Here is a 26,715-nt window from a genome sequence, read left to right on the forward strand (position 1 = left end):
GGGCCGGGCCCACGGTGTGACAAACACCGCAGGCCCGGAAACGGACACCGGGTCGCTCAGCCGGCGGTACGGGCCACCCCCACCGGGCAGCTCAGGCCGTTGGGGCCGTGGTTGCAGTACCCGTTCGGGTTCTTGGTCGGCGCCAGGTACTGCTGGTGGTAGTCCTCGGCGAAGTAGTAGTCGCCGAGGCGGGCGATCTCCGTGGTGATCTCACCCTTGCCGGCCCGCGCCACGATCGGCGCGAAGGCGTCCCGCGAGGCCTGCGCGGTCGCCAGTTGCTCGTCGGTGGTGGCATAGACGGCCGACCGGTACTGCGTGCCGACGTCGTTGCCCTGGCGCATGCCCTGGGTCGGGTCGTGGTTCTCCCAGAAGACCTTGAGCAGGTCCTCGTAGCTGATCCTCGACGGGTCGTAGACCACCTGGACGACCTCGGCGTGCCCGGTCATGCCGGAGCAGACCTCCTCGTACGTCGGGTTCGCGGTGTAGCCACCCGCGTAGCCGGCCGACGTGGTGAGCACGCCCGGGAGGGTCCAGAACAGCCGCTCGGCACCCCAGAAACAGCCCATCCCGAAGACTGCGACCTGCGCGCCCTCGGGGAAGGGACCCTTCAGCGAGGACGGCAGCACCTCGTGCCGGTCGGCGATCGGCATCGCGATCGGGCGGCCCGGCAGGGCCTGGTCGGGAGAGATCATCTCGGCCTTGATGCGGCGAAGGAACACGGTGGGACTCCTCTCTTGGCTTTCCCAGCGTGTGCAACAGCGCCGGTCCCCGGTTCCTTACCCGGGGGTCCCCGCCTCAGGCCAGCGCGGCGGCGACCCGGCCCGCGAAGTCCTCGGCCTCGGCGTCGTCCGCGTAGCGGGTTCGCGGCCAGAAGAAGCCGCGCAGCCCGTCGCCCTTCGTCCGCGGCACGACATGGGTGTGCAGGTGGGGGACCGACTGGGACACCTTGTTGTTCATGGCCACGAACGTCCCGCCGGAACCCAGCCCGGCCTCCACGGCCACGGCGAGCCGCTGCACCAGCCGGAAGTAGCCGGGCAGCGCGTCGGCCGGCAGGTCGGCCAGGGTGACCAGGTGCGTGCGCGGCACCACCAGCACGTGCCCCTTGAACACCGGCCGGGTGTCCAGGAAGGCCACCCCGTCCGCCTCGTCGGCGACCCGGAACGCGGGCACCTCGCCCGCCACGATCCCGCAGAACACGCACCCACTCACCCCGCCAGGCTAGGCGCTGCCCCGCGATCCTGCCGGTCCCCGCGCCGATCTTGGACAGTTGCCGTCCGCCTGGAACAGCAAGCCGGGCGGGTTCCACGCGGTGGGACGGGCGGGCGGACTAACGTCTCGGGAATGAGTCACGGCTTCGAGACGCTCGCCATCCACGCCGGTCAGGACCCGGAGGCCCGCACCGGCGCGGTGATCCCGCCGATCTATCAGACCAGCACCTACGCCCAGGACGCCGTCGGCGCGCCCCGGGAGGGCTACGAGTACAGCCGCTCCGGCAACCCGACCCGCGACGCGCTCCAGGAGTGCCTGGCGGCGCTGGAGGGCGGACCGGTGGGGCTCGCCTTCGCAAGCGGCCTGGCCGCCGAGGACACCCTGCTGCGCACCGTCTGCAAGCCGGGCGACCACGTGGTGATCCCGGACGACGCGTACGGCGGCACCTACCGCCTGTTCGCCAAGGTGGCCGAGCGCTGGGGGCTGGACTACACCCCGGCCCGGGTCTCCGACCCGGACGCGGTGCGGGCCGCCATCCGTCCCGGCGCCACGAGGATCGTCTGGGTGGAGACCCCGACCAACCCGCTGCTCGGCATCGCCGACATCGCCGCGCTGGCCGCCGTCGCGCACGACGCCGGCGCGCTGCTGGTGGTCGACAACACCTTCGCCTCGCCGTACCTCCAGCAGCCGATCGCGTTCGGCGCGGACGTGGTGGTGCACTCCACCACCAAGTACATCGGCGGACACTCCGACGTGGTCGGCGGCGCCCTGATCGCGGCCGACCGGGCGCTCGGGGAGGAGCTGCGTTACCACCAGAACGCGATGGGCGCCGTGAACGGCCCTTTCGACGCCTGGCTCACCCTGCGCGGCATCAAGACCCTCGGGGTACGGATGGACCGTCACTGCGACAACGCCGAGCGGATCGCGGCCTACCTGGACGGTCACGCCAAGGTCGCGCAGGTCATCTACCCCGGCCTGCCGGCGCACCCGGGTCACGAGGTGGCCGCCAAGCAGATGCGCCGATTCGGCGGGATGATCTCCTTCCGCGCGGCGGGCGGCGAGGAGCACGCCGTGGAGATCTGCAACCGGGCGAAGCTCTTCGTGCTCGCCGAGTCGCTCGGCGGGGTCGAATCCCTGATCGAGCACCCGGGACGGATGACACACGCGAGCGCTGCCGGCTCGCCGCTTGAAGTTCCCGGCGATCTCGTGCGACTGTCTGTCGGCATCGAGACGGTCGACGACCTGCTCGCCGATCTGGAGCAGGCGCTGGGCTGACCGCTGGCTGGGGAGGATGGCCGTGCAGGACATCATGCCGACGACCTGGGTGGGGGCGACCGCCAAGCAGATCGCCCGGGGCGTACGCCGGGGTGACGTCTCCGCCACCCAGGTCGTGGCCGACCACCTCGACCACATCGCCCGGGCCGACGCCGAGCTGGCCGCGTTCCGCAGCGTGCGCGCCGGCGAGGCGATCACCGAGGCGGAGAAGGTCGACGAGCAGGAGGACCTGGCCAACCTCCCCCTGGCGGGCGTGCCGGTCGCGGTCAAGGAGAACACCCCGGTGGCCGGCCTGCCGACGTGGAACGGGTCGGCCGCCGTGCGTACGCCGGTGGCGGAGGCCGACCACGAGGTGGTCCGCCGGCTGCGCGGCGCGGGCGCGGTGATCCTCGGCGTGACGCGGATGCCGGAGCTGGGCCTCTGGGCCCTCACCGACGACGAGACCGGGGTGACCCGCAACCCCTGGGACCCGGCGCGGACCCCCGGCGGCTCCTCGGGCGGGGCGGCCGCCGCGGTGGCCGCCGGGCTGGTGCCGATCGCCCACGGCAACGACGGCCTCGGCTCGATCCGCATCCCGGCCGCCTGCTGCGGGCTCGTCGGGCTCAAGCCGGGCCGGGGCGTGGTGCCCTGCCAGCTCGGCGCGGACGACTGGTTCGGCCTCACCGAGCACGGCATGCTCACCGGCACGGTGGCCGACGCGGTGGTCGGCTTCTCCGTGCTGGCCGGGCGCCGCCCGGACAAGCTGGTCCCGCCGTCGCGGCTGCGGGTCGGCGTCTCGCTGCGCTCCCCGGTGCGCGGCGTCTCGCCGGACGCGCCGAACCGCGACGCGGTCGCCGCCGCCGGCCGGCTGCTCGCCGCCGCCGGGCACGACACCGTTCCCGCCGACCCGGTCTACCCGACCCGGCTCGGCCTTCAGGGCATCGCCACCTGGTTCGCCGCGGCCGCCACGGAGGTGCAGGCCGCGGGCGTGGAGCGGCGCGGCCTCCAGCGGCGCAGCCGCCGGCACGTCGCGCTCGGCGAATGGGCGCAGCGCCGGGGGTACGTGCGCGAGGCCGACCGGGCCGCCTGGCGCGAGCGGTCGGTGAACTTCTTCGCCGACCACTCGGTCGACCTGCTGCTCACCCCGGCGCTGGCCGGCCCGCCGCCGGAGGCCGCCGGCTGGTCCGGCCGGTCCTGGGTGGCGAACATGAAGGCCAACATCCGGTACGCCCCGTACGCCGCGCCCTGGAACATCGCCGGGCTGCCGGCGATCGTGGTGCCGGTCGGCCGTCGTCCGGACGGCCTGCCGGTGGCCGTGCAGTTCGTGGGCCCGCCCGGCTCGGAGCTGCTGCTGCTGGGCGTCGCGGGGCAGTTCGAGATGCAGGCGCCGTGGCAGCGGCACGCCCCCGGCTACCCCCGGGTCGGGACGGGGTCGCCGGCCCACGCATGATCGTCTAGCGTGTGCGGGTTCCGCACGCCGATCACGGGGACGACGCCGATGCACTGCCAGACCTGCGGGGCCGACAGCTCGACCGTCGGTGCCTGCCCGCGCTGCGGCGTCTCTCCGGACCGGCCGGCCCTGTCGCCGGGGATGCCGACGTTCGCGGTGCACGGGATCGGCCTGGCCGCGGCAGTCGGGGTCGGTCTGACCGCACTGCTGTACACCCTGGTGGCGCTCGCGCCGGCCCTGTACGTCCTGCTCACTCCGCCGGGCGGCGGCCCGGACCGGGAGCAGACGCCGCTCGTCACCGAGGGGCTGCTCTCCCTGCTGTACACCGTGGTCTTCCTGGTCACGGCGGTCCTGGTGATGGTCTGGATGTTCCGGGCCCGGAAGAACACCGACGCGTTCCCCGGCGGCCGGAAGGTCCTGGCCCCGCACTGGGCCATCACGGGCTGGTGGGTGCCGGTGGCCAGCCTCGCCGTGCCGTGCGTGGTGATGGTCGGCATCGTCCGGGACAGCCTCGACCGGGTGTGGCTGCGTGTCCTGGTCGCCGTCTGGTGGGTGGCCTGGCTGGCGTTCGGCGTCGCCGATCTGGTCACCAGCCTGACCGAGGTGGGTGACCGGGTACGCCGCGCCGAGCAGGGGCTGGCACCGGATCTCGACCACTACCGGGATGCCGCGCTGCGCAACAGCCTCCCGGCACTGGCCTGCCTCGTCGCCGCGGCCGCACTGGTCGCGGTCGTGCTGCGGATCTCCGCCGCGCAGCAGGCCCGGATCGACGGGGCGGCATGGCGCGTCGCGCTGCTGTCATCATCGGGTCCGGCGCAGCTGGTGACCGGGCCGCCGCCGCGAGTGGCTGACCCGACCGTGGCGTCGCCGCAGGTTCCCCCGGGCCCGGGTGGCACGATCGGGGCATGACGGAACTGGTCGGTCTCGCCGACGTACAGGCCGCGCGGGAACTGCTCGCCGGCGTCACCCGCACCACCCCGCTGGAGCCGTCCCGGCCGCTCAGCGCCGCGCTCGGGGGGCCGGCCTGGCTCAAGTGCGAGAACGTGCAGCGCGCCGGGTCGTACAAGGTGCGCGGCGCGTACGTGCGGATCTCCCGGCTCTCGGCGCAGGAGCGGGAACGCGGGGTGGTCGCGGCGAGCGCCGGTAACCACGCCCAGGGGGTGGCGCTCGCCGCCGGCCTGGTCGGCGCACACGCCACGGTCTTCATGCCGGTCAACGCGCCGCTGCCGAAGGTCGCTGCCACGAAGGGGTACGGCGCCCAGGTCGAGCTGGTCGGCAACACGGTGGACGAGTCGCTGGTCGCGGCGCAGACCTTCGCCGAGCGGACCGGGGCGGTGTTCATCCACCCGTTCGACCATCCGGACGTCATCGCCGGCCAGGGCACGGTGGCCCTGGAGATCCTCGAACAGTGCCCGGACGTGAAGACCATCGTGACCGGGGTGGGCGGCGGCGGGCTGATCTCCGGCCTCGCGGTGGTCGCCCGGGCGCTGCGTCCCGACGTACGCGTGGTCGGGGTGCAGGCGGCCAGCGCCGCCGCCTTCCCGCCCTCGCTCAAGGCCGGCGAGCCGGTCCGGCTGCCCTTCTTCTCGACGATCGCCGACGGCATCGCGGTCGGCCGTCCCGGCGAGCTGACCTTCACCCACGTCCGCGAGCTGGTCGACGAGATCGTCACGGTCTCCGAGGAGGACATCTCCCGGGCGCTGCTGATGCTGCTGGAGCGCGGCAAGCAGGTGGTGGAGCCGGCCGGCGCGGTCGGAGTGGCGGCGCTGCTGGCCGGTGCGGTGGAGGTGCAGGCACCCGTGGTGGCGGTGCTCTCCGGCGGCAACATCGACCCGCTGCTGATGCTGCGGGTCATCGAGCACGGCCTGGCGGCGGCCGGTCGCTACCTGCGGGTCACCGTCCGCTGCACGGACCGGCCGGGCCAGCTCGCCTCGCTGCTCGGCGAGATCGCCGAGCACCGGGCCAACGTGGTCGACGTGGTGCACCAGCGGGCCAACCCGCACCTGCGGCTCGGCGAGGTGGAGGTGGCGCTCTCGGTGGAGACCCGCGGCGTGGAGCATTCGGACACCCTCATCAGCGCCCTGCGGGCCAGCGGCTACCAGGTGGTCTTCGCCGGCGAGGGGTGAGCCCCCGCGAGACGCGACCGCCCCGGCCGGACGGTGCCGGTCGGGGCGGTCGGGGTGTGGCTCGGGGCCGAGGAGCCTGTCAGCCTCGGTCGGGTCGGACCCGAGCCGTCCGGCGCGGGTCCGGAGCGGTCAGCCGGAGAACGGCTCGAACTTGACCACCGTCACCTTGATGTCGGCGCCGCTGGGCGCCGTGTAGGTGCAGGTCTGGCCCGCCTTGCCGCCCAGGATCGCCTTGCCGAGCGCGGACTCGGGGCTGTAGACGGTGAGGTCGGTGGTGGAGGCGATCTCGCGGGAGCCGAGCAGGAAGGTCTCCGTGTCGTCGGCGTCGTCGTCGAAGTAGATCGTCACGACCATGCCGGGCGACACCGCGTCGGCGGTCGGGGCCTCGCCGACCTTGGCCGTGCGGAGCAGCTCCTTCAGGTAGAGGATGCGACCCTCCGCCTTGCCCTGCTCCTCGCGGGCGGCGTGGTAGCCACCGTTCTCCCGCAGGTCGCCCTCCTCGCGCCGGGCGTTGATCTCGGCGGCGATGACCGGCCGGTTGGCGATGTGCTCGTCGAGCTCGGCCTTCAGACGGTCGTATGCGTCCTGGGACAGCCAGGTGGCGGGCGCCTCGTTGTCATTGGTGGACACAGGCGAACTCCTTGTTGGTGCGGACTGGCTGACAGGTGAACTACCAAGTTACCAGTGCCGGGCACCTCAGGGTGTCGCCGATCACCCCGGGTGCCGGCGGCGGGACCCGGGGTGCGTACGTCCCGGCGGCTCGCCGGGCCTCCGGCTCAGCCGGTCGGTCGGCAGCGCAGCACCTCGCCGATGAAGGGCCGGGCGGTGGTGGGCACCTCCTGCCGGGCCCGGACGTGCCGCTCGCCCGGCGCGGCGGTCACCGTGGTCTCGACGTGGCCCACCTCGGCGCCGTCGTGGGAGCGGGCCCGCAGCAGGCAGGTGGCCGAGCCGCCCTCGGGGACGGTGACCCGGAAGTCGACCGTCACGCCGGAGTCGGTGATCCCGGTGTAGGTGATCACCTCGGCGCGGTAGTCCGGATCCCCGTACTGGTTGTAGAGCCGCATGGCGACCAGCCCCAGGAGCGCCAACAGGACGGCGGCCACCAGGACGAGCAGGATCGGACGGCGGCGCCCCGGCTCCCGGCGGCGGCCGTACCGGCCGGGCGGGAAAATCGGTGCACCCGGTGCGACTGTGGCGTGCGTCTCGCTCACCGGCGGGTATCTCCTGGCGTTGTTGTCGGCGGCATCGGCAAGAATGGCAGAGTCCATCTTCCCAGCCCGGCGCTGAGTCAAGGATGGCAGGTCGGCCCCGCCGCCGATCGGCCACCACGGGGGCTTTCGCGGGCGCGGGGGGAGATTCCGGCAGGTCAGCCGGGCGGGCCCGGGCGGGCCGGGCCCGGTGGGCACAGACGAGGAGCGCCGAAGGTGGCAGAACAGCTGCGGCTCATGGCGGTGCACGCCCATCCCGACGACGAGTCGAGCAAGGGCGCGGCCACCATGGCGAAATACGTCGCCGAGGGAGTGGATGTCCTGGTCGTCACCTGCACCGGTGGCGAGCGGGGCAGCGTGCTCAACCCCAAGATGGACCGGCCCGACGTGTGGGCCAACATCGGCGACATCCGCCGCGCCGAGATGGACGCGGCCCGGGCCATCCTCGGCATCGAGCAGGCCTGGCTCGGCTTCGTCGACTCCGGCCTGCCCGAGGGCGACCCGCTGCCGCCGCTGCCGGAGGGCTGCTTCGCCCTGGAGGACGTCGAGGTCGCGGCCGCCCCGCTGGTGCGGCTCATGCGCCAGTTCCGCCCGCACGTCGTCACGACGTACGACGAGGAGGGTGGCTACCCGCACCCCGACCACATCATGACCCACAAGGTGACGGTGGCCGCGTTCGAGGCCGCCGGCGACCCGGAGCGCCACCCCGAGCTGGGCGAGCCGTGGCAGCCGCTCAAGCTCTACTACGACGTGGGCTTCTCGCGTGCCAAGATCATGGCGCTGCACGAGGGGATGCTCGCCGCCGGCCTGGAGTCGCCGTACGGGGACTGGATGAAGCGCTGGGAGGATCGCGCCGACAAGGGCGAGCGGATCACCACCCGGGTCGACTGCGCCGAATACTTTCCGGTCCGCGACGACGCGCTGCGCGCCCACGCCACGCAGATCGACCCGGACGGCTTCTGGTTCCAGGTGCCGATGGACCTCCAGCAGCGTGCCTGGCCGACCGAGGACTTCCAGCTCGCCCGCTCGCTGGTCGACAGCCCGCTGCCCGAGTCCGACCTCTTCGCCGGGGTGCGCGAGACGTGCCGTGCCCGCTGATTCCCCGGCGGGCTACGCTGGTGGTCAGCCGCACATCGGAGGAACACCATGCTGACCACCGCCCAGGTGCTCGCGGAGAACAACTTCGGTGACACCCGCACGGGTGGTCTGGCCGGCCCGATGGGCCTCTTCCTCATCGTGCTGCTGGCCATCGTCACCGTCCTGCTGATCCGCAACATGAACGCCCGGCTGCGCCGGCTGCCCGACCGGTTCCCGCAGCAGGGCGGCTCGGCCGAGCCGGGCCGGACCGATGCGACCGTCGCCGATCCGACAGACGGGACCGTCGCGCAGGATTCACCGACGAACGCCCCCAACGGCTCCCAGCAGCGCCGGAACGGCTGAACAGCACGTGAATCACGTCGAAGCCGGTCGTCAACCCCTGTTGCGACCACCGGCTTTGGCTTAGCCTTCCGCCGGGGGGCCCGATAGGCCCCGAGCCGTGCGCGGAAGGGGGGCGCCGATGTCGTTGGCAGCAACGGCCCCCGATCGTGCCCTGAGGCCGCCGCCGGACGGGGTGGGTCAGTGACCTCCGGCCGGGCCGGCGACCCCCCCGATCGGCTGGGCCTGCGGGGCACGCCGGTCAGCGTCCTCCTGCTGACCTCGGCCGTCGCGGTCACCGCCGTGGTGGCCGCCGTCGTCGGCCTCACCGTCCCCGCGCACCTGCCGTCGCACGACGCGCTGCCCGATGTCGTCCGGTTCGGCGTCGCCGTCGTGGCGTTCGCCGTGGCCCAGCTCGCCCGGCTGCGCTTCCGCACCGCCTCGGGCATGGTCAGCATCACCTGGGGCGAGGCGGCCCTCATCGTCTGCCTCTACCTGGTGCCGGCCGGCTGGCTGCCCGCCGCGGCCCTGCTCGGCGTCGCGGCCGCGTGGACCACGATGTCCCTGCTCGCCGACCGCCGGCCCGCGCTGGAGCTGGTCCGGATCGCCGGGTCGCTCGCCGCCGCCACCGCGCTCGCCGCCGCGATCACCAGCGCGCTGGGCCGTCCGCTGCTCGCCGCGCCCACCCCCGAGCTGGCCCTCGCCCTGACCGCCGGCGCGGTCGTCTACCTGCTCACCAGCGCCTGGCTGGGCGGCGCCGCCCTCGCCCTGCGGCACGGCATCCCCATCGGGCCGCCGCTGCTCGCCGCGCTGCGCGGCAAGCTGCTCATGTTCGTCGGCAACGTGGCGGTCGGCCTGCTCGTGGTCGCCCTGCTGGAGCTCGACCCGCGCTGGCTGCTGCTCCTGCCGCCGCCGCTCTGGCTGCTCCAGCAGACCTACCGGCACCGCCTCCGGGCCGACCAGGAGCGGCGCACCTGGCGGGCCTTCGCCGAGGCGACCGCCGCGCTCAACCAGCTCGACGAGCGGGGCGTGGCGACCGCCGCGGTGACCGGTGCGCTCGCCCTGTTCGGCGCCGAGCTGGTCGAGGTCGACGTTGCCCGGGGCGACGGCCGCTGGCGCCGCTACCGGGGGGACGCCGGCGCGCAGGTGCGCGACCGGGAGGTGGAGCCCCCGTCGGCCACCGGGTCGGGCGAGCAGGAGCTGGTCCGGCGGCTCGCCGTGGGCAGCGCCGAGGTCGGCCAGCTGCGGGTCCGCTTCCCCCGGTCCGCCCCGCCCAGCGCCCGCGAACAGGACGGCGTCGCGGCCTTCGGCGACGCGCTGGCCGCCGCCCTGCACGACGCCGCGACCCACCGCGAGCTGCGGCTGGTCACCGCCCGCTCGTCGTACGAGGCGGTGCACGACCAGCTCACCGGGCTGCTCAACCGGTCCGCCCTGCTGGCCAAGGGCGACCAGGCGTTGCGGCAGCGCGCCCACGACCACCCGGTGGCGCTGCTGCTGCTCGACATCAACCAGTTCAAAGAGGTCAACGACACGCTGGGGCACGCCGCCGGCGACCAGCTGCTGCGGCTGGCGGCGAGCCGGCTGAGCACCCTGGCCCGTCCCGGGGACCTGCTCGGGCGGCTCGGCGGTGACGAGTTCGCCCTGCTGCTGACCACGGTTCCGGTGGTCGACGACCGCGCCGCCCCGCTGGCGTACGCGCTGCGCCAGGCTCGGGAGATCGCCGAGCGGCTGGCCGCGCCGACCGAGGTGGCCGGGGTGCGCATGTCGGTAGAGGTGGCGGTCGGCGTGGTGGTCGCCGACGCGGGCACCGCCGACCTGACCGAGCTGCTGCGCCGGGCCGACATCGCCATGTACCAGGCGAAGGAGGGCGGCGGCAGCGTCGCCGCGTACGACAGCTCGCGCGATGCGGCGAGCACCGACCACCTGGCGCTGCTCGCGGAGCTGCGGGAGGCCCTGGAGGCCGACGACCAGCTGGTGCTGGCGTTGCAGCCCGCCGTGGACCTGGCCACCGGCGCCCCGACCGGGGTGGAGGCGCTGATCCGCTGGCGGCACCCGCGCCGGGGCTGGCTCGGCCCGGCGGACTTCATCCGGCCGGTGGAGAACAGCGAGCAGCTCGGCAGCTTCACCCGCTACGTGCTGGACAAGGCCCTCGCGGTGGCGGCCGGCTGGGCGCGCGAGGGGCTGGACATCCCGATCTCGGTGAACCTGTCGGCGCGCAGCCTGCTCGACCCGCGCCTGCCGGCCGAGATCGGCGAGGCGCTGCGCCGCCACCAGGTCCCGCCGCACCGGCTGGTCCTGGAGATCACCGAGACGGTGGTGATGAGCGAGCTCGAGGTCATCGACGAGGTGCTGGCCACCCTCCGCGCCATGGGCGTGCAGCTCGCCGTCGACGACTTCGGCACCGGGTTCTCCTCGCTGACCTTCCTGACCCGGATCGCGGTGGACGAGCTGAAGGTGGACCGCTCCTTCGTGATCCGGATGGCCGACTCCCCGGAGGCGGCGGCGATCGTGCGGACCACCGTCGGGCTCGCCCACGAGCTGGGCCTGCGGGTGGTGGCCGAGGGCGTGGAGACCGCCGAGCAGCGGAGCGCCCTCGCCGAGCTGGGCTGCACCGCCGCCCAGGGCTACCACTTCTTCAAGCCGATGCCGGCGGACAAGATCGGCGCGGTGCTCGGCTCCCTGCTGGACACCGCGCGCGGCAACGTCTTCCCCCTCCGGGCCGACGGCGCCTCCTGACCGGTCCGCGCCGCCGGGGCCGCTCGCCCCGACGGCGCGGACCGGCCGGTCACGGGCTCAGCCGCGGGGCAGCACGTCGTCGAGGACCGCGGGCAGCGCCGCCCAGTCCGCGGAGGCGATGCTGGCGTGCGCCCGGGCCAGCTCGGCGACCCGGGCCGCCGCCGCTCCCGCGTCGCCCGCCCCGACCGCCGGTGGGACGTTCTGCGCGTCGGTCATCACGAGCAGGTAGTGGTTGGCGTCGTACCAGGCGGTGTCGATGCCCCCGGTGACGTACGCCGTGGCGTCGCCGTCGAAGAGCACGAACCAGGGCCGCAGGCTCGCGTCGGCGTAGCGGGTGCGCGGGTCACCGGCCTGCGCCCGGTGCACGGCCGGGAAGGCGCGGGCGGTGCCCAGCGTGCCCGCCGCCGCGAGGCCGGCCAGGTGGCGGGCGTACTCGACGTCGGTCCAGAGCGTGTCGGTCGGGTTGCCCTCCTCGACGGTGCCGGGGATCAGCTCGACGATCACCTTGCCGGCGAGCTGCGCCCGGCTGGGCCAGGCGTCGGCGCGGGCCGCGGCGTCCAGGCCGGAGTGGCCGCCGAGCAGGTCGGCCGGGCGGAACACCCGGTCGCCGAGCCGCGCGGCGAGCAACGCGTCGAGCTGGGCGGGCCCCTGCCCGGTACGGCCGCTGAAGCCGGTCTTCAGCTCCAGCTTGAGGACCAGCGGGCCGGCGTCGGGGTGGGCGCCCAGCCAGAGCCGGATGTCGTCGAGGCAGTGCTCCAGGTTGCGGTTGCGGGTGCCGCTGTAGAGCTGGGCGGCGCTGGTGGCGGCCACGCAGTTGTTGTCGTTGCCGAGCGGGTTGGAGTGGCTGACCCGCCACTGCCGGGTCAGCACGTCCGGCCAGACGTCCAGCTCGATGAGCCCGGGCCGGGCGTCGAGCGCCTGCGCCAGGTAGGGGTAGGTGCCGCGCTCGTACGCGTTGTGGATCCCGACGCCGGTGGTGGCGGAGAACCGGGTCTCCGGCGGGACCGCGGCGGACGCGCTGCCGGGGACCAGCACGGATCCGGCGAGGGCGGCGAGGGCGAGCAGGGTGGGGAGTCTGCGCATGAACCGTCTCCTTCGGACGGCCCGGCGGCGCCGGGCATGCGCTGATTCAAATCAACAAAGATGAATATCGGAAGGACGGGCCGTGTCCCCTGGTCGCGTCACCGACACCGGCGCCGCACGGGGCAGCGCGATCGATGGGCGTTCCTTAACCTCTTGGCGTGGCGGCGCACGACCTGCGCCGCCGTTCATGTCCAACTACGGGGGAGGACAGCATGACCCGTTCCTGGCATCGATCCCTGCTCGCCGCAGCCCTGTCCCTGACCGCCGGAGCCGCCGGTCTGGCCGTCGCCACGCCGGCCCAGGCCGGCACGCCGGAGAGCTGGTCGTTCAGCGTGGTCGGCGAGCCGGGTGACCCGATCACCGGCGGCAACTCGTATTCGTACAGCTCCGCCAACCCCACACCGGGGGACGAGATGAACGCCTGGGGTGACACGAACCAGCGGTTCTTCGGGATGGAGTTCTGGAGCGATGCCGACAACTTCTGGCACCTCTCGCTCACGGGCCCGGCCGGCGAGAAGCTGAAGCCGGGCGACACCTACCAGAACGTCGGCCAGCCGTACGGTGACGCGGCGGGCGTCGGCCTGGACAACGCCAACTGGGGGCGGTCCTGCTCGCAGAGCACCGGCTCGTTCACCGTCCTCGACGTCGCCTGGGGGCCGTACGGCTACCTGGAGCGGTTCGATGCGACGTTCGAGTACCGCTGCGAGGGGGCGACCGGGGGCTCCCACGGCGAGATCCACATCGGGAATCCGCCGCCGGTGCCCGCGCTCGACGTGACCGTCACGGTGAACCCCACGGCCACGGTCGACAACAAGGGCATCGCCACCGTCCGCGGCACGCTCACCTGCACCCGGGCGGACACGCTGAGCGTGGACGGCCGGCTGAGCCAGCAGCAGAAGAAGGCCGGGCTGGTGACGGCGTGGTACTCCACCTCGGTCCCGTGCACGCCGGGCCAGGCGGTGCCCTGGTCGGCCAGCACCTACCCGGCCGACCTCCACTTTGAGCGCGGCACGGCCCAGGCGGTCACCGAGGTGCCCATCCGGGACTTCGTCTACTGGCAGGAGTTCACCGTGACCGACACCTCGACGATCACCCTCACCCGCTGACGGGACGGCCGGGCCGGGAGAACCTCCCCGGCCCGGCCGTCCCGCTCGCGGCACGCGCTCGCCGCGCGCTCGATATGGTCGTCGGGTGAACCGACTCGCCGACGCCACCTCGCCCTATCTGCTCCAGCACGCCGACAACCCGGTCGACTGGTGGCCCTGGTGCGACGAGGCGTTCGCCGAGGCGAAGCGGCGCGACGTGCCGGTGCTCATCTCGGTCGGCTACGCGGCCTGCCACTGGTGCCACGTCATGGCGCACGAGTCGTTCGAGAACGAGGCCGTCGCCCGGCTCATGAACGACGACTTCGTCTGCGTCAAGGTGGACCGGGAGGAGCGGCCCGACGTCGACGCCGTCTACATGACGGCCACCCAGGCGATGACCGGCCAGGGTGGCTGGCCCATGACCGTCTTCGCCACCCCCGACGGCACGCCGTTCTTCTGCGGCACCTACTTCCCGCGGGCGAACTTCATCCGGCTGCTCGGCTCGGTGGCCACCGCCTGGCGTGATCAGCGGGAGGCGGTGCTCCGCCAGGGCGCCGCCGTGGTCGAGGCGATCGGTGGCGCGCAGGCCGTGGGCGGCCTCACCGCGCCGCTCACCGCCGAGCTGCTGGACGCCGCCGCCGACCAGCTCGCCACCGAGTACGACGAGACGAACGGCGGCTTCGGCGGTGCGCCGAAGTTCCCGCCGCACATGAACCTGCTCTTCCTGCTCCGGCACCACCAGCGCACCGGCTCGCCCCGGAGCCTGGAGATCGTGCGGCACACCTGCGAGGCCATGGCCCGCGGTGGCCTGCACGACCAGCTCGCCGGCGGATTCGCCCGCTATTCGGTGGACGGGCACTGGACGGTGCCGCACTTCGAGAAGATGCTCTACGACAACGCCCTCCTGCTGCGGGTCTACACCCAGCTCTGGCGGCTCACCGGGGACCGGCTGGCCCGGCGGGTGGCCCGCGACACGGCCCGGTTCCTCGCCGACGAGCTGCACCGGGCCGGCGAGGGCTTCGCCTCGGCGCTGGACGCCGACACCGAGGGCGTCGAGGGCCGCACCTACGTCTGGACCCCGGCCCAGCTTGTCGAGGTGCTGGGGGAGGAGGACGGCCGCTTCGCCGCCGACCTGTTCGGGGTGACCGAGCAGGGCACGTTCGAGCACGGCACCAGCGTGCTGAGGCTGGCCCGGGACGTGGACGACGCCGACCCGTCGGTGCGCCAGCGGTGGCAGGAGGTGGTGGGCCGGCTGCTCGCCGCCCGCGACACCCGGCCCCAGCCCGCCCGCGACGACAAGGTGGTGGCCGCCTGGAACGGGCTGGCGATCACCGCGATCGCCGAGTTCCAGCAGGTCGCGGCGCTCCTGGCGGCCCCCGGCGACGAGGACGCCAACCTCATGGAGGGCGTCACCATCGTGGCCGACGGCGCGATGCGGGACGCCGCCGAGCACCTGGCGGCCGTGCACGTGGTGGACGGCCGGCTGCGCCGGGTCTCCCGGGACAAGGTCGTCGGCGAGCCGGCCGGCGTGCTGGAGGACTACGGCTGCGTGGCCGAGGCGTTCTGCGCGATGCACCAGCTGACCGGCGAGGGGCGCTGGCTCGTCCTGGCCGGGCAGCTGCTCGACGTGGCGCTGGCCCGGTTCGCCGCACCGGACGGCGGCTTCTACGACACCGCCGACGACGCCGAGCGCCTGGTCACCCGGCCTGCGGACCCGACCGACAACGCCACCCCGGCGGGCCGCTCGGCGATCGTTGCGGCGCTCGTCGCGTACGCGGCGTTGACGGGGGAGACCCGGTACCGGGAGGCGGCCGACGCGGCCCTGTCGACGGTCGCGCCGATCGTCGGCCGGCACGCCCGCTTCACCGGCTACGCGGCCACGGTCGGCGAGGCGCTGCTGTCCGGGCCGTACGAGATCGCGGTGGTGACCGACGACCCGGTGGGCGATCCGCTGGTGGCCGCCGCGCTCCGGCACGCCCCGCCCGGTGCCGTGGTGGTGGCGGGCGCGGCCGACCAGCCCGGCGTGCCGCTGCTGGCCGACCGACCGGCGCTGGACGGCCGGCCCACCGCGTACGTCTGCCGGGGTTTCGTCTGCGACCGGCCGGTGACCACGGTCGAGGACCTGGTCGCCCGGCTCAGCTGACCGGCTCCTCGCCCCCGGCCGCCGGGCGCAGCGCCTCGGGCAGCGCGTCGAACCACTCCAGCACCGCCCGTTCGTACGCCAGCCCGAAGCGCAGCGTGGCCACCGCGTACGGTTCGATCTCGTCCGCCTCCGGGGGGAGCGCCGCCGCCGCGGCCTGGTAGTCGGCGAGCCGTGCGGCGTGGGCGGCCCGGTGCGCGTCCAGGTACGCCGCGAGCCGCTCCGGCGGCAGATGCCGCCCGAAGACCACGGTGAGCAGCAGCGGAAAGCGGATCGTCTCGTCCGCCGGGGGCCGGCCCGCCCACTCGGCGAACGCCCGGCGCCCCGCCTCGGTGATCTCGTACGGCTTCCGGTCGCGCCGGCCCCGCTCGCCGGCCCGGACCAGCCCGGCCGCCGCCATGGCGGTCAGTTCCCGGTAGACCTGGCTCTGGGTCAGCGACCAGAACGCCCCGATCCGCTGCTGGGCGACGGCGACCAGGTCCCAACCGGTCATGGGGCCGTCGTGCAGGAAGCCCAGCAGTGAGGCGGCGGTGGCGTTCAACGGCCGGTCGGGCATCGGTCGGTTCCCTTCGCGAAACTCCTTGACATCCCATTGTGTCAGGTCCGATGCTGCGACCATCGACCTCCCACATTGGGATGTCGCGGGAGGGGGACCCGTGCACACCGTTCTCGTGGTGATCCACGCCGCCAGCGGCACCACCGGGCTGCTGCTGGCACTGCCCGTTCTGCTCGCGCCCAAGCGGCGTGGCCGGCACACCCTGCTCGGCCGGATCTACGCGGGCGCCGCCGTCGGCCTCAGCCTCAGCGCCCTCGGGCTGTTCGCCTACGACCCGGACCGCCTGTGGGGGCTGGCCGTGCTCGGCGCGCTCACCCTCGGCTGGCTGGTCGGCGGGCTCTGGATCGCCCGGCGCCGGCCGCGCCGGTTCGGCCCCCGGGGCTGGCGGATCTGGCACCTCAACCTGATGGGCAGCACCGTGATCGCCTTCGTCACCGGGTTCGCGGTGCAGATGACCGGCGGGCACCTGGCCGCCTGGCTCGCCCCGACGGTGCTCGGCTCGCTGCTGATCGCCCGGACCACCGCCCGCGAGGTGGCCCGCGCGCCCCGCCGCCTCGTCGTCACCACGACGGGCTGACCTGGGCCGGGCCTCCGCCAGACCGGCGAGAGGAGGCTTCCAGGTCCGCGTGGTGGCGGGGTCGGCCCTCCCCGGCCGGCGCCCGCCACTACCCCGATAGGCTGGCGGCGCTATGGATTCCCGTACCGGACTGCCTGTCGTCGGCATGGTGGGCGGTGGCCAGCTCGCCCGCATGACCCACCAGGCCGCCATCGCCCTCGGCCAGTCACTGCGTGTGCTCGCGCTCGCCCCGGACGACGGCGCCGCCCTGGTCGCCGCCGACGTCCAGTACGGCGACCACACCGACCTCGCCGCCCTGCGCACCTTCGCCAAGGGCTGCGACGTGGTCACCTTCGACCACGAGCACGTGCCCAACGCGCACATCCGCACCCTCACCGAGGAGGGCGTGAAGCTCTTCCCGCCGGCCGAGGCGCTGGTGCACGCGCAGGACAAGCGGGTGATGCGCGAGCGGCTCGGTGAGCTGGGCGCGCCCAACCCGTCCTGGCGCCCGGTCGAGGCACCGGCCGACCTGCTCGCGTTCGGCGCCGAGATCGGCTGGCCGGTGGTGCTCAAGGCCGCCCGCGGCGGCTACGACGGCCGGGGCGTCTGGATGGTGGACGACGCTACCCAGGCCGAGGAGCTGGCCACCACCCTGCTGGCCGGCGGCACCCCGCTGATCGTCGAGGAGCGGGTGGCGCTGCGCCGCGAGCTGGCCGTGCAGGTGGCCCGCTCGCCGTTCGGGCAGGTCGCCGCCTACCCCGTGGTGGAGACGGTGCAGCGGGACGGCATCTGCGTCGAGGTGCTCGCCCCGGCGCCCGGCCTGCCCGAGGAGCGGGCCGTCGCCGCGCAGCAGCTCGCCATCGACCTGGCCACCGCTCTCGGCGTCGTCGGCCTGCTGGCCGTGGAGCTGTTCGAGACGCCCGGCGGGCTGGTGGTCAACGAGCTGGCCATGCGGCCGCACAACTCCGGCCACTGGACCATCGAGGGGGCCCGGACCTCCCAGTTCGAGCAGCACCTGCGGGCGGTGCTCGACTACCCGATGGGGGACACCTCGCTCACCGCGCCGGTCGTGGTGATGGCCAACGTGCTCGGCGGCGAGCCGGGCGGCATGTCGATCGACGAGCGGCTGCACCACCTCTTCGCCGCCGAACCCGGGGCCAAGGTCCACCTGTACGGCAAGCAGGTGCGCCCAGGCCGCAAGATCGGGCACGTCACCGTGCTCGGCACCGACCTGGACGACGTACGGGCCCGGGCGGCGCGGGCCGCCCGCTGGCTACGCGACGGAGACGAGTGAGCGCGAGCAGCGAGCCTACGAGCCCCGCGATCGCGAACGAAAGGCAGGCGCAGTGAGCACCGTCGGGCTGATCATGGGCAGCGACTCGGACTGGCCGACCATGCGGGCCGCCGCGGAGGCGCTGGACGAGTTCGGCGTGCCCTACGAGGTCGGCGTGGTGTCGGCGCACCGCACCCCGGTCAAGATGATCGAGTACGGGCGGTCCGCCGCGGACCGCGGCGTCAAGGTGATCATCGCCGGGGCGGGCGGCGCCGCGCACCTGCCCGGCATGGTCGCCTCGGTCACCCCGCTGCCGGTGATCGGCGTGCCCGTGCCGCTGAAGTACCTCGACGGCATGGACTCGCTGCTCTCGATCGTGCAGATGCCGGCCGGTGTCCCGGTGGCCACGGTGTCGATCGGCAACGCCCGCAACGCCGGGCTGCTCGCCGTGCGCATCCTGGGCGCGTCCGACCCCGTGCTGCGGGACCGAATGGCCGCCTACCAGGCCGGCCTGGAGGACCTGGTCGCCGAGAAGGAGAAGGCCCTCCGCGCCTCCCTGAGCTGACCCGCGTTCATCTCATCCCCCGCAGCGCCGCCTGGAGGCGTTCCTGGGCGCGGCGGCGGCGCTCGTTGCTCGCGCCGAGCACCAGCAGCACGAAACCGACCGGGATCAGCACCAGCCACGGGCCGAGGCTGACCAGCGCGTGCACCGCGGCGATCGCGGTGACCGTGGCGCCCACGATCACCGGCGCCTGCTGCTGGCTCATCGAGCCGAAGATGAGCACCGCGACGGCACCGAGCAGCAGCAGCACCTGGCGCAGCATGCTCGACTCGGTGGCCAGCACGATCGCCAGCGTCGGCACGAACGCGGCGACCAGCGCCGGCCCGTACGCCACCCAGCTCGACAGGTCCGGCCGGTGGCGCAGTTGCAGCACACCGACCAGCAGGGCGAGCGCCGCGAACGGCAGGGTGTAGGCCTCGGGCAGCGCCACGTCGGCCACCCGCATGAGGATCCACCAGGCGCTGATCTCGCAGATCACCACGGCCCAGAACAGCAGGTTCCGCTCGACGGGCCGCCGGCCCGGGCGGCTGGCCGCCACCCCGAGCACGGCGCCCCAGGCGGCCAGCAGCGCCGCGATGTGCCGGGGCGAGTCGTACGCCAGGGCCAGCGCGATGAGCGCCGCGGCGTGGCCGCTCCACTCCACGGTGGCCGCCTCCCGGTACGACTCCGGCCGGCGCAGCCGGGGCAGGGCGGCGGCGAAGACCTGGAGTGCCGCCCCCACGGCCAGCACCCCGAACGCGGACCAGACCGCGGCGAGGCCGGCCACCAGGCCGAGAGTGAGCACGAAGAGCTGGGCCATCAGCGAGGCGAACAGCCAGCCGAGGATGCGGGCCCGCTGGGTGGTGCCGAAGAGAGCGGCGACGGTGCCCACGCCGACCGCGCCGCCCAGCGTGAACAGGGTGAGTTCCCGGGTCGCGAGGCTGCCGGCGAGCCCGGCGTTGCCGGCGGCCAGCCCGATGGCGAACACCAGCACCCGGGCGACCCGGATCGAGCGGGCCGGCTCGGCCAGCGGGGGCGGCGGGGTGAGCGCCAGCCCCAGCATCGAGACGGTGAAGACGGCCAGGCCGGCCAGCGCGGTCACCGGCCAGCCGCGGCCGAGCGCCACCGGGGTGATGAGCAACGTGACCGCCGCACCGGGCAGGACCACCGGCACGGCCCGGGACCGCCGGCCGGCGCTGAACCCGACCGCGGCCAGCGCCGCCGTCGTGGTGAGCAGGAGCGCGGTCAGCACGTGGGTCGGGTTCACCGCCTCGGGCGGCGGGGTGAGCAGCCCCGGCGGGGGACCCTGCCAGATCCGGGACAGGACCTGGAGCGGCTCGACCAGCGCCACGACCAGCGCCGGTGCCAGGGTGGCCAGGGCCAGGGCGGTGGGCAGCGCCGCCGCGGCGAGCGCACCCGCGGCCGGGCTCACCCGCCAGCGCCGCTCGTCCGGCGCGCGGCGCAGCGCCCCGTTGAGGAGCACCGACCAGCGGCGGACCGGCTGGGCCGAGCCGACCGGCGGCACGGTGGCGGCCCGGATCAGCTCGGCGAGCACGCCGAGCAGCGCGGCAGCCGCGGCGTACACCCCGGCGGAAAGATGGGTGATCAGGGCGGCGGCCGCGCTGATCGTGGCGCCGCCCACCACGGCCACGCTCGCGTACGGAAGATACTGCGGCACCTGCCGGCGGGCCGCCGCCACCGCCGCCAGACCGATGCTGGACGCGGCGAGCGCGGCGGTGAGCACCACCTGCGGGGGGCGGCCGTACTCGGCGGCCAGGGCGGCCACCGCGCCCGGCAGCGCCAGCAGGGCGGCGCCGGCCGCCGCGCCGCCGACCTGCACCAGGTGCGCCGGCATCCCCTCGGTGCGGACGTCCTCCACCTGCGTCGGCGCGAGCGCCCGGGCCAGCGCGGCCACCGTCACCCCGATCAGCGCGATGCTGCCGAGGGCCAGCGCGGTGGTCCACGGGCGCACCAGACCGGCGCCGGCGGCGTGCAGGGCCACGACCCCGGCCACCGTGGCCCGGGACAGCGCCGCCCGCGGGTCGGCCGCGGCCACCGCCGCCATCCCGAACACGGTGGCGACCATGGCGCCCACGAGCACCGGCGACCACCAGGGCAGGTCGAACGCGGCCGGCGCGCCGATGGTGGCGAGCACGACGGCCGCGCCGGAGACGTCGTACTTCCAGGGCGACGGCAGGAGGATGCCGGCGGCCACGGCCAGCAGCGCCAGCGCGACCGGCGCCTGCCAGGTGGAACCGCCGGTCGGCGCGGCCGGCCAGCCGCTCAGGTCGCCGGCCCAGATCGGGCCGGGCGTGGCCAGCACCCCCACGCCGCCGCGCAGCGCGCTCCAGGCCGCGATCAGGCCGATCAGCGTGCCGCCGGCCGCGATGCCGAGGACCGGCCCGCGCCGCCATTCCTCGGGCATCGCCCGGGCGGCGACCGCGACAACGGTCACCAGCGCGGCGGCCACCACGAGCTGGCCGCCGGGGGCCAGTACGGCGGCGATCCGGGCCAGGGTGGCGATGAGCGCCACCGTGGTGGCGGCGAGGGCCAGGTCGGACCCGTCGACCGACAGGTCGGAGCGGCGGCCGGCGTCGATCCGGGGGGCCAGCGCCAGCAGCGCGGCGGAGACCAGCAGCAGGCCGCCGACCCAGGCGTCGGCGGTGGTGGCGCCGGGCGCGCCGAACGCGGCGGCCGCGACGGCCACCGCGCCCAGCACGGTGCCGAGCGCGTGCGGCACGCTGAGGTGCCGCTGCGCGACCTGGACGAGGGCGGCGTAGCCGAGCGTCACGCAGACGCCCAGGAAGCTCGCCGCGAGGATCGGGACGGTGACCTCGCGCAGGTTCGCCACGGTGGGGAGCGGCGGGGTCGGCATCGTGGCGGCGACGAACGCGGCCACCGCACCGGGGAACGCGAACGCCGCCCCGCCGGCCGCCCAGGCGCAGACGGTGTCCGCGGCGGCGACGGCGATCCGGACCCGGGGCGCCAGCGAGACCAGCGCGCCGGCCAGGAACAGGAGGGTCAGCGCGGCGGCGGTCAGCGCGGGCCGGGCGAGCGCGGCCCCGGCCCCGATCAGGCCCAGCCCCGCGGCGGTCACCGAGTGCGCCACCGCGGCGCGCTCGGTGCCGGCGCTGAGCCCGAGCACGCCGATGGCCACCGCGGTCAGCAGCATCGGCCAGCAGGCGGTCGCCCAGCCCAGCCCGAGCGAGGCCGGCACGGCCAGTGCGGTCAGCGCCGCGCCGACCACCGCGAACTCCCGCCGGATCTCCGCCGGCAGGGCCACCACCGCGGCGATGGTGAGCAGCAGGGCGCTGGCGGCGAGCTGCCAGCCGGTCGGGCCGACCGCCCGCGCCAGCTCGGCGTGCCAGTCGCTGAGGTCCGCCGACCAGGCCGGCAGCGCGGCGCGGACCGGGGCCAGCCCGGCGCGCAGCGCGCCACCGGCCACCACCAGGCCGCTGACCGTGAGCGCCACGGCCGAGGCGAGCTGGGGGCCCCGCCGGGCCGCCTCCGGTACGCCCCGGACGGCGAACCCGGTGAGCGCGATGACGGCGGCGATGAGCAGCAGTGACCGGCCGGGGAAGGCGACCGAGGCGACCCGGCCCAGCGCGCCGATCACCGCGAGGGTCACGATGCCGGCGCCCACGTCCGGCAGCGGCGGCCGCCGCAGCACCAGCGTGCCGGCGAGCCCGGCCAGCGCGGCGAGCAGCAGCACGGCGCCCGTGGCGGCGGCGGCCGGCACGGTGGCGGCGCGCAGCAGGGCGGTGACCGCGTACGCCAGGGCGACGGCGACCGCCGCCCCGTGCAGCAGCCAGGTCAGCTCCCGCAGCCACGGCACCGGTCGGGCCGCCGGGACCGGCTCCGCGCCGGCGGGCGGCTCCCCGTCCAGCACCTCGGCGGACTCCTCCGGGGCCGACTCGGGCCGGCCGTCGGCGGCGCGCTGCCGGGGCGGGGCGGGCTCCGGCGGCGCGGCCGGCAGGTCCCGCCGGACCGGGCGTTCGAGCACCACCGCCGAGCGGGCCAGCGCGAGGTCGGCCACGGCCACCACGGTGAGCACCAGCGCCCAGCCGGCCGGCCCGGTGATCCGCTCGTACGCGAGCAGCGGCAGCACCGGTTGGGCGGCCAGCACGGTGGCGAAGCGGGGAGCCCGCAGCCCGGTCCAGTACGCGTACCCGAACGCGACCACGGTGGTGACCAGGAAGATCGTCCCCGAGAAGGCCGCGCCGGAGGTGCTGCCGCCGACCCGGTCGACGGCCCAGAGCGCGTAGCCGGCCAGCGGCAGCAGCAGCAGGCCCACCGCGGCGATCGTCTCGGCCGTCGAGGTGAGCCCGCGCCGGGCCAGGAGCGGTGGGGCGAGCAGCATGAGCACGGTGGCGACCAGCAGCACGCCGAGCCGGGCCAGCGCGTCCATCGAGCTGGTGGCCACGGCGGCGAAGACCACCGCCGCGATGCCGAGCAGCAGCGCGCCGAGCCCGAGGGGGATGTTCTGCACCTCCCGCGAGGACGCCTCCGGCGGGTGCTCCGGGTCGTCCGCGTCGAGCCACTGCGGGCGGCCCCGCGGCGGCGACGGGGGCAGGTCGTCCGGGCCGGTCGGCGGGGTGCCCTGGCGGGGCACCCGGGGCGGGGCGCCGGTGGTGGCGGTCGGCGGTCGGCGGCCCGGCCGGCGGCGCAGCACGCGGCGGGGCCGGGTGGCCTGCTTGATCCGCTCCTCACCGGCGTGCGCCAGGATGTCCCGCTGGAAGAGGGCGGCCTGCATCTTGGCGGCGATCTGCCGTTGCTCGCGGGCGATCTCGGCGTCGCGGGCCTTCATCTCGGCGATCGAGCGCTCGATGTCGGCCAGGTGCTCGGCCCACTGTGGCTGGTCGGCGCCACAGTGCGGGCAGACGACGGCGGGCTTGATCTCCCGCCCGCACGAGGCGCACCTGAAGGTCTGCACGACACTCTCCCGTCCGGTCGGCCCCCGCGCGGTGGACCTCCCAGTCGCAGCATGCCTTGACCGGGCCCGGATTTCGACCGTTGGCGGCGCGTTCCGGACAACAAAAAGGGCCGGCCGGCCGGGGAACGGGTCCCCGGCCGGCCGGCCGACGGTTCACGGGGTCAGGGGCGGCCCATGCCCCGGTACTCCCACCCGGCCTGCGTCCACAGTGTGGAGTCGAGGCAGTTGCGGCCGTCGACCACCTTGCGGCCGCTGGCCAGCTCGCCCAGGGCGACCGGGTCGGCGTTGCGGAACTCGGCCCACTCGGTGAGGACGCAGACCAGGTCCGCGTCGCGGACGGCGTCGTTCATGGTCGTCTCGTAGGTCAGCTCGGGCACGGCCCGGCGGGCGTTCTCCACGCCCTGCGGGTCGAAGACGTGCACGTCGGCGCCGGCCTTGCCGAGCAGCGCGGCGACGGCGAGGGCCGGGGCGTCCCGGACGTCGTCGGTGTTCGGCTTGAAGGTGGCGCCGAGCACGGCGATGCGGGTGCCGGAGAGGTCCGGGCCGGCCGGGCCGGAGCGGCGGCCGAGCAGGTCGGCGGCGAGCTGGATCACGCGGGTCCGCCGGCGCAGGTTGATCAGGTCGACCTCGTGCAGGAAGCGCAGCGCCTCGCCGGCGCCGAGCTCCTGGGCGCGGGCCTGGAAGGCCCGGATGTCCTTGGGCAGGCAGGCGCCGCCGAAGCCGAGGCCGGCCTGGAGGAAGCGGTTGCCGATGCGGGGGTCGTAGCCGATCGAGCGGGCGAGCTGGGTGACGTCGCCGCCGGCGGCCTCGCAGACCTCGGCCATCGCGTTGATGAAGGAGATCTTGGTGGCCAGGAAGGCGTTCGCGGCGACCTTGACCAGCTCCGCGGTGGCGAAGTCGGTGACCACCAGCGGCACCTCGCGGTCCTCGGTGGCGGCCAGGTCGAAGACGCCCTTGTGGGCGGCGTAGAGCATGCCGTTGGCCCACTCGCTCTTGACCCCGACGACGATCCGGTTGGGGCGCAGCACGTCGTCGACGGCGAAGCCCTCCTGGAGGAACTCGGGGCTCCAGGCCACCTCGACGCCCAGGTCGACGGGGCTGTGCTTGCCGACGAGCTGCTCCACCCACTCGGCGGTGCCCACCGGCACGGTCGACTTGCCGACGATCAGCGCCTTGCGGGTCAGGTGCTGGGCGAGGCTGGTCACCGACGCCTCGACGTAGGACAGGTCGGCGCCCATCCCGTCGGCCCGCTGGGGGGTGCCGACGCAGATGAAGTGCACATCGCCGAAGTCGGCGGTCTCCTGGATGTCGGTGCTGAAGCGGAGCCGGCCGGCGGCCAGGTTGCGGCGGAGCAGCTCGTCCAGGCCGGGCTCGTGGATCGGCACCTCGCCGGCGTTCAGCTTCGCGATCTTGTCCGCGTCGACGTCGAAGCCGAGGACCTCGTAGCCCAGTTCGGCGTAGCAGATGGCGTACGTCGCGCCGAGGTAGCCGGTGCCCAGGAAGGTCACCCGGGGGCGGGCCGCGCCGGAGGGCGGCGTCACCGCGGCGATGGCGGGCATCGGCTGGGTGTTCGGGTACGGGATCGTCACGCCTGTCTTCTCCGCTCGCACTGGCGGCGCTTCCTTGCGTCGCGTTCGGCTGGGGCGCCAGGGCCGGCACCGAGGGGAACTCTCTCGTCTTGTGTGAGGGTAGTAGTGGCCTGTCGCCCCCGCTCCTGCGCGAGCCTACCCGCCGGTAGGGTCCGGCTGAACCCTGGTGGCTATCCTTCAGTCTGCGGCAGTCGGCAGCCTTCCGGGCGCCACAGACTGCGCATGATAGCGGTGAAGAGGAGAGGCTGACATGCCCGCAGAGCAGTCGTTCGACGTCTACCGGTTGCCCGAGGAGCACGAGGCGATCCGGGAGGCGGTCCGGGAGGTCTGTGCGGCGAAGGTCGCTCCGCACGCCGCCGAGGCGGATGAGACGGGTGAGTTCCCGAAGGCGTCCTACGACGCGCTGCGGGCCGCCGACTTCCACGCCCCGCACATCCCGGTCGAGTACGGCGGCGCGGGTGCGGACGCCCTGGCCACGGCCATCGTGATCGAGGAGGTGGCCCGCGCCTGCGCCTCGTCCTCGCTGATCCCGGCGGTGAACAAGCTGGGCACCATGCCGCTGATCCTGGCCGGCTCGGACGAGCTGAAGCGGAAGTACCTGACCCCGGTGGCGTCCGGCGACGCCATGTTCTCCTACTGCCTCTCCGAGCCGGAGGCGGGCAGCGACGCCGCCTCGATGACCACCAGGGCGGTCCGCGACGGCGACCACTGGGTGCTCAACGGCGTGAAGCGCTGGATCACCAACGCGGGCGTCTCGGAGTACTACACGGTCTTCGCTGTGACCGATCCCACAGCCCGCTCGAAGGGCATCTCCGCCTTCGTCGTGGAGAAGTCCGACGCCGGGGTGAGCTTCGGCGCGCCGGAGAAGAAGCTCGGCATCAAGGGCTCGCCGACCCGCGAGGTCTACTTCGACAACGTCCGGATCCCGGCGGACCGCATGATCGGTGCCGAGGGCACCGGCTTCGCGACCGCCATGCGGACCCTGGACCACACCCGGGTCACGATCGCCGCGCAGGCGGTCGGCATCGCGCAGGGCGCGCTGGACTACGCCAAGGGCTACATCCAGGAACGCAAGCAGTTCGGCAAGGCGGTCGCCGACTTCCAGGGCATCCAGTTCATGGTCGCCGACATGGGCATGAAGCTGGAGGCGGCCCGGCAGCTCACCTACACCGCCGCCGGCAAGTCCGAGCGGGGCGACGCCGACCTGACCTACTTCGGCGCGGCGGCCAAGTGCTTCGCCTCGGACGCCGCCATGGAGATCACCACCGACGCGGTCCAGCTGCTCGGCGGCTACGGCTACACCCGCGACTACCCGGTCGAGCGGATGATGCGGGACGCCAAGATCACTCAGATCTACGAGGGCACCAACCAGGTGCAGCGCATCGTCATGGCGCGCCAGCTGCTGAAGGGCTGACCCTCGGGCGACGATCGGGCGGGCGGGGGGGGGGGGGCCCCCCCCCCCCCGCCCCCCCCCCGAAGAGGGAGTAAGGAAGAGCCGCGGGTTTGGCAAAAGAGTTGATATAAGGGGGGATTACAAGGGGGTGGGCGGAGGAAAAAAAA

General features: G+C 74.5%; 21 protein-coding genes. 13 read left to right on the forward strand and 8 right to left on the reverse strand.

Going from position 1 to position 26,715, the window contains the following annotated elements; translation table 11 throughout:
• Positions 1 to 56: 56 nt before the first annotated feature.
• The gene (gene msrA / locus ABZW14_RS03910) at positions 57 to 719 is read right to left on the reverse strand and encodes a peptide-methionine (S)-S-oxide reductase MsrA (RefSeq protein WP_355339251.1); all 663 of its coding nucleotides are present in this window, start codon (positions 717 to 719) and stop codon (positions 57 to 59) included.
• A gap of 76 nt (positions 720 to 795) precedes the next feature.
• Positions 796 to 1,209, reverse strand: a complete 414-nt coding sequence (locus ABZW14_RS03915; RefSeq protein ID WP_355339254.1) for an HIT family protein — start codon at positions 1,207 to 1,209, stop codon at positions 796 to 798.
• A 132-nt stretch (positions 1,210 to 1,341) separates the two neighbouring features.
• On the opposite strand from ABZW14_RS03915, the gene ABZW14_RS03920 reads away from it, so the two are divergent.
• The 4 genes from ABZW14_RS03920 to ilvA are packed head-to-tail and all read left to right on the forward strand — an operon-like array spanning position 1,342 to position 6,039.
• Positions 1,342 to 2,484 (forward strand): cystathionine gamma-synthase, encoded by a 1,143-nt coding sequence (locus ABZW14_RS03920; protein ID WP_355339257.1) that lies wholly within the window; start codon positions 1,342 to 1,344, stop codon positions 2,482 to 2,484.
• A gap of 16 nt (positions 2,485 to 2,500) precedes the next feature.
• Complete coding sequence (locus tag ABZW14_RS03925; protein ID WP_355339260.1) at positions 2,501 to 3,913, forward strand: amidase family protein; 1,413 nt, start codon at positions 2,501 to 2,503, stop codon at positions 3,911 to 3,913.
• Between the two features lie 48 nt (positions 3,914 to 3,961).
• Positions 3,962 to 4,822: a DUF4328 domain-containing protein gene (locus ABZW14_RS03930; RefSeq protein WP_355339263.1), complete on the forward strand. Its 861-nt coding sequence runs from the start codon at positions 3,962 to 3,964 to the stop codon at positions 4,820 to 4,822.
• Positions 4,819 to 6,039, forward strand: coding sequence for a threonine ammonia-lyase (gene ilvA, locus ABZW14_RS03935; protein WP_355339266.1), 1,221 nt, complete (start codon positions 4,819 to 4,821; stop codon positions 6,037 to 6,039). Before ABZW14_RS03930 ends, ilvA begins: the two co-directional genes overlap by 4 nt.
• Positions 6,040 to 6,168: 129 nt before the next feature.
• Here ilvA and greA read toward each other — a convergent pair whose 3' ends face one another.
• Positions 6,169 to 6,669 (reverse strand): transcription elongation factor GreA, encoded by a 501-nt coding sequence (greA, locus tag ABZW14_RS03940; RefSeq protein WP_091260184.1) that lies wholly within the window; start codon positions 6,667 to 6,669, stop codon positions 6,169 to 6,171.
• 146 nt (positions 6,670 to 6,815) lie between these two features.
• Positions 6,816 to 7,250 (reverse strand): DUF4307 domain-containing protein, encoded by a 435-nt coding sequence (locus ABZW14_RS03945; protein ID WP_355339269.1) that lies wholly within the window; start codon positions 7,248 to 7,250, stop codon positions 6,816 to 6,818.
• Positions 7,251 to 7,463: 213 nt separating this feature from the next.
• Here ABZW14_RS03945 and mca point away from each other — a divergent pair, with 213 nt between their 5' ends.
• The 3 genes from mca (at position 7,464) to ABZW14_RS03960 (ending at position 11,399) form a co-directional block, all read left to right on the forward strand.
• On the forward strand, positions 7,464 to 8,345 hold the full coding sequence (gene mca, locus ABZW14_RS03950) for a mycothiol conjugate amidase Mca (RefSeq protein ID WP_355339272.1): 882 nt from the start codon (positions 7,464 to 7,466) through the stop codon (positions 8,343 to 8,345).
• 48 nt (positions 8,346 to 8,393) lie between these two features.
• Positions 8,394 to 8,687, forward strand: a complete 294-nt coding sequence (locus ABZW14_RS03955) for a hypothetical protein (protein ID WP_355339275.1) — start codon at positions 8,394 to 8,396, stop codon at positions 8,685 to 8,687.
• A 216-nt stretch (positions 8,688 to 8,903) separates the two neighbouring features.
• The gene (locus tag ABZW14_RS03960; RefSeq protein WP_355339432.1) at positions 8,904 to 11,399 is read left to right on the forward strand and encodes a bifunctional diguanylate cyclase/phosphodiesterase; all 2,496 of its coding nucleotides are present in this window, start codon (positions 8,904 to 8,906) and stop codon (positions 11,397 to 11,399) included.
• Between the two features lie 57 nt (positions 11,400 to 11,456).
• Here ABZW14_RS03960 and ABZW14_RS03965 read toward each other — a convergent pair whose 3' ends face one another.
• Positions 11,457 to 12,482: a phosphatidylinositol-specific phospholipase C domain-containing protein gene (locus tag ABZW14_RS03965; protein ID WP_355339278.1), complete on the reverse strand. Its 1,026-nt coding sequence runs from the start codon at positions 12,480 to 12,482 to the stop codon at positions 11,457 to 11,459.
• Between the two features lie 212 nt (positions 12,483 to 12,694).
• Between ABZW14_RS03965 and ABZW14_RS03970 the strand changes: the two genes are divergently transcribed.
• Together ABZW14_RS03970 and ABZW14_RS03975 are read left to right on the forward strand one after the other, a co-directional pair.
• Entirely contained in the window at positions 12,695 to 13,588 is an 894-nt protein-coding gene (locus ABZW14_RS03970) for a hypothetical protein (protein ID WP_355339281.1), read from the forward strand.
• An 85-nt stretch (positions 13,589 to 13,673) separates the two neighbouring features.
• The gene (locus tag ABZW14_RS03975) at positions 13,674 to 15,710 is read left to right on the forward strand and encodes a thioredoxin domain-containing protein (protein WP_355339284.1); all 2,037 of its coding nucleotides are present in this window, start codon (positions 13,674 to 13,676) and stop codon (positions 15,708 to 15,710) included.
• Here the strand turns inward: ABZW14_RS03975 and ABZW14_RS03980 are convergent.
• A complete protein-coding gene (locus ABZW14_RS03980) occupies positions 15,703 to 16,263 on the reverse strand; it encodes a PadR family transcriptional regulator (RefSeq protein WP_355339287.1) in 561 nt (186 codons plus the stop codon). The two genes, ABZW14_RS03975 and ABZW14_RS03980, sit on opposite strands and share 8 nt — an antisense overlap.
• A gap of 100 nt (positions 16,264 to 16,363) precedes the next feature.
• On the opposite strand from ABZW14_RS03980, the gene ABZW14_RS03985 reads away from it, so the two are divergent.
• The 3 genes from ABZW14_RS03985 to purE all read left to right on the forward strand — a co-directional run bounded on the left by ABZW14_RS03985 (position 16,364) and on the right by purE (position 18,657).
• Positions 16,364 to 16,840: a hypothetical protein gene (locus tag ABZW14_RS03985; RefSeq protein WP_355339290.1), complete on the forward strand. Its 477-nt coding sequence runs from the start codon at positions 16,364 to 16,366 to the stop codon at positions 16,838 to 16,840.
• A gap of 112 nt (positions 16,841 to 16,952) precedes the next feature.
• On the forward strand, positions 16,953 to 18,113 hold the full coding sequence (locus ABZW14_RS03990) for a 5-(carboxyamino)imidazole ribonucleotide synthase (protein WP_355339293.1): 1,161 nt from the start codon (positions 16,953 to 16,955) through the stop codon (positions 18,111 to 18,113).
• A 52-nt stretch (positions 18,114 to 18,165) separates the two neighbouring features.
• On the forward strand, positions 18,166 to 18,657 hold the full coding sequence (gene purE, locus ABZW14_RS03995; RefSeq protein WP_355339296.1) for a 5-(carboxyamino)imidazole ribonucleotide mutase: 492 nt from the start codon (positions 18,166 to 18,168) through the stop codon (positions 18,655 to 18,657).
• A 7-nt stretch (positions 18,658 to 18,664) separates the two neighbouring features.
• On the opposite strand, the gene ABZW14_RS04000 is transcribed toward purE, so the two are convergent.
• Together ABZW14_RS04000 and ABZW14_RS04005 are read right to left on the reverse strand one after the other, a co-directional pair.
• Positions 18,665 to 23,566, reverse strand: coding sequence for a permease (locus ABZW14_RS04000; protein WP_355339299.1), 4,902 nt, complete (start codon positions 23,564 to 23,566; stop codon positions 18,665 to 18,667).
• Positions 23,567 to 23,727: 161 nt separating this feature from the next.
• Positions 23,728 to 25,155, reverse strand: a complete 1,428-nt coding sequence (locus ABZW14_RS04005; RefSeq protein ID WP_355339302.1) for a UDP-glucose/GDP-mannose dehydrogenase family protein — start codon at positions 25,153 to 25,155, stop codon at positions 23,728 to 23,730.
• A 250-nt stretch (positions 25,156 to 25,405) separates the two neighbouring features.
• Between ABZW14_RS04005 and ABZW14_RS04010 the strand changes: the two genes are divergently transcribed.
• Entirely contained in the window at positions 25,406 to 26,569 is a 1,164-nt protein-coding gene (locus ABZW14_RS04010; RefSeq protein ID WP_355339305.1) for an acyl-CoA dehydrogenase family protein, read from the forward strand.
• Positions 26,570 to 26,715: the final 146 nt, after the last annotated feature.

Source organism: Micromonospora sp. NPDC004551 (genome assembly GCF_040609975.1).
In the GTDB taxonomy this organism is placed as follows: Bacteria; Actinomycetota; Actinomycetes; order Mycobacteriales; family Micromonosporaceae; genus Micromonospora.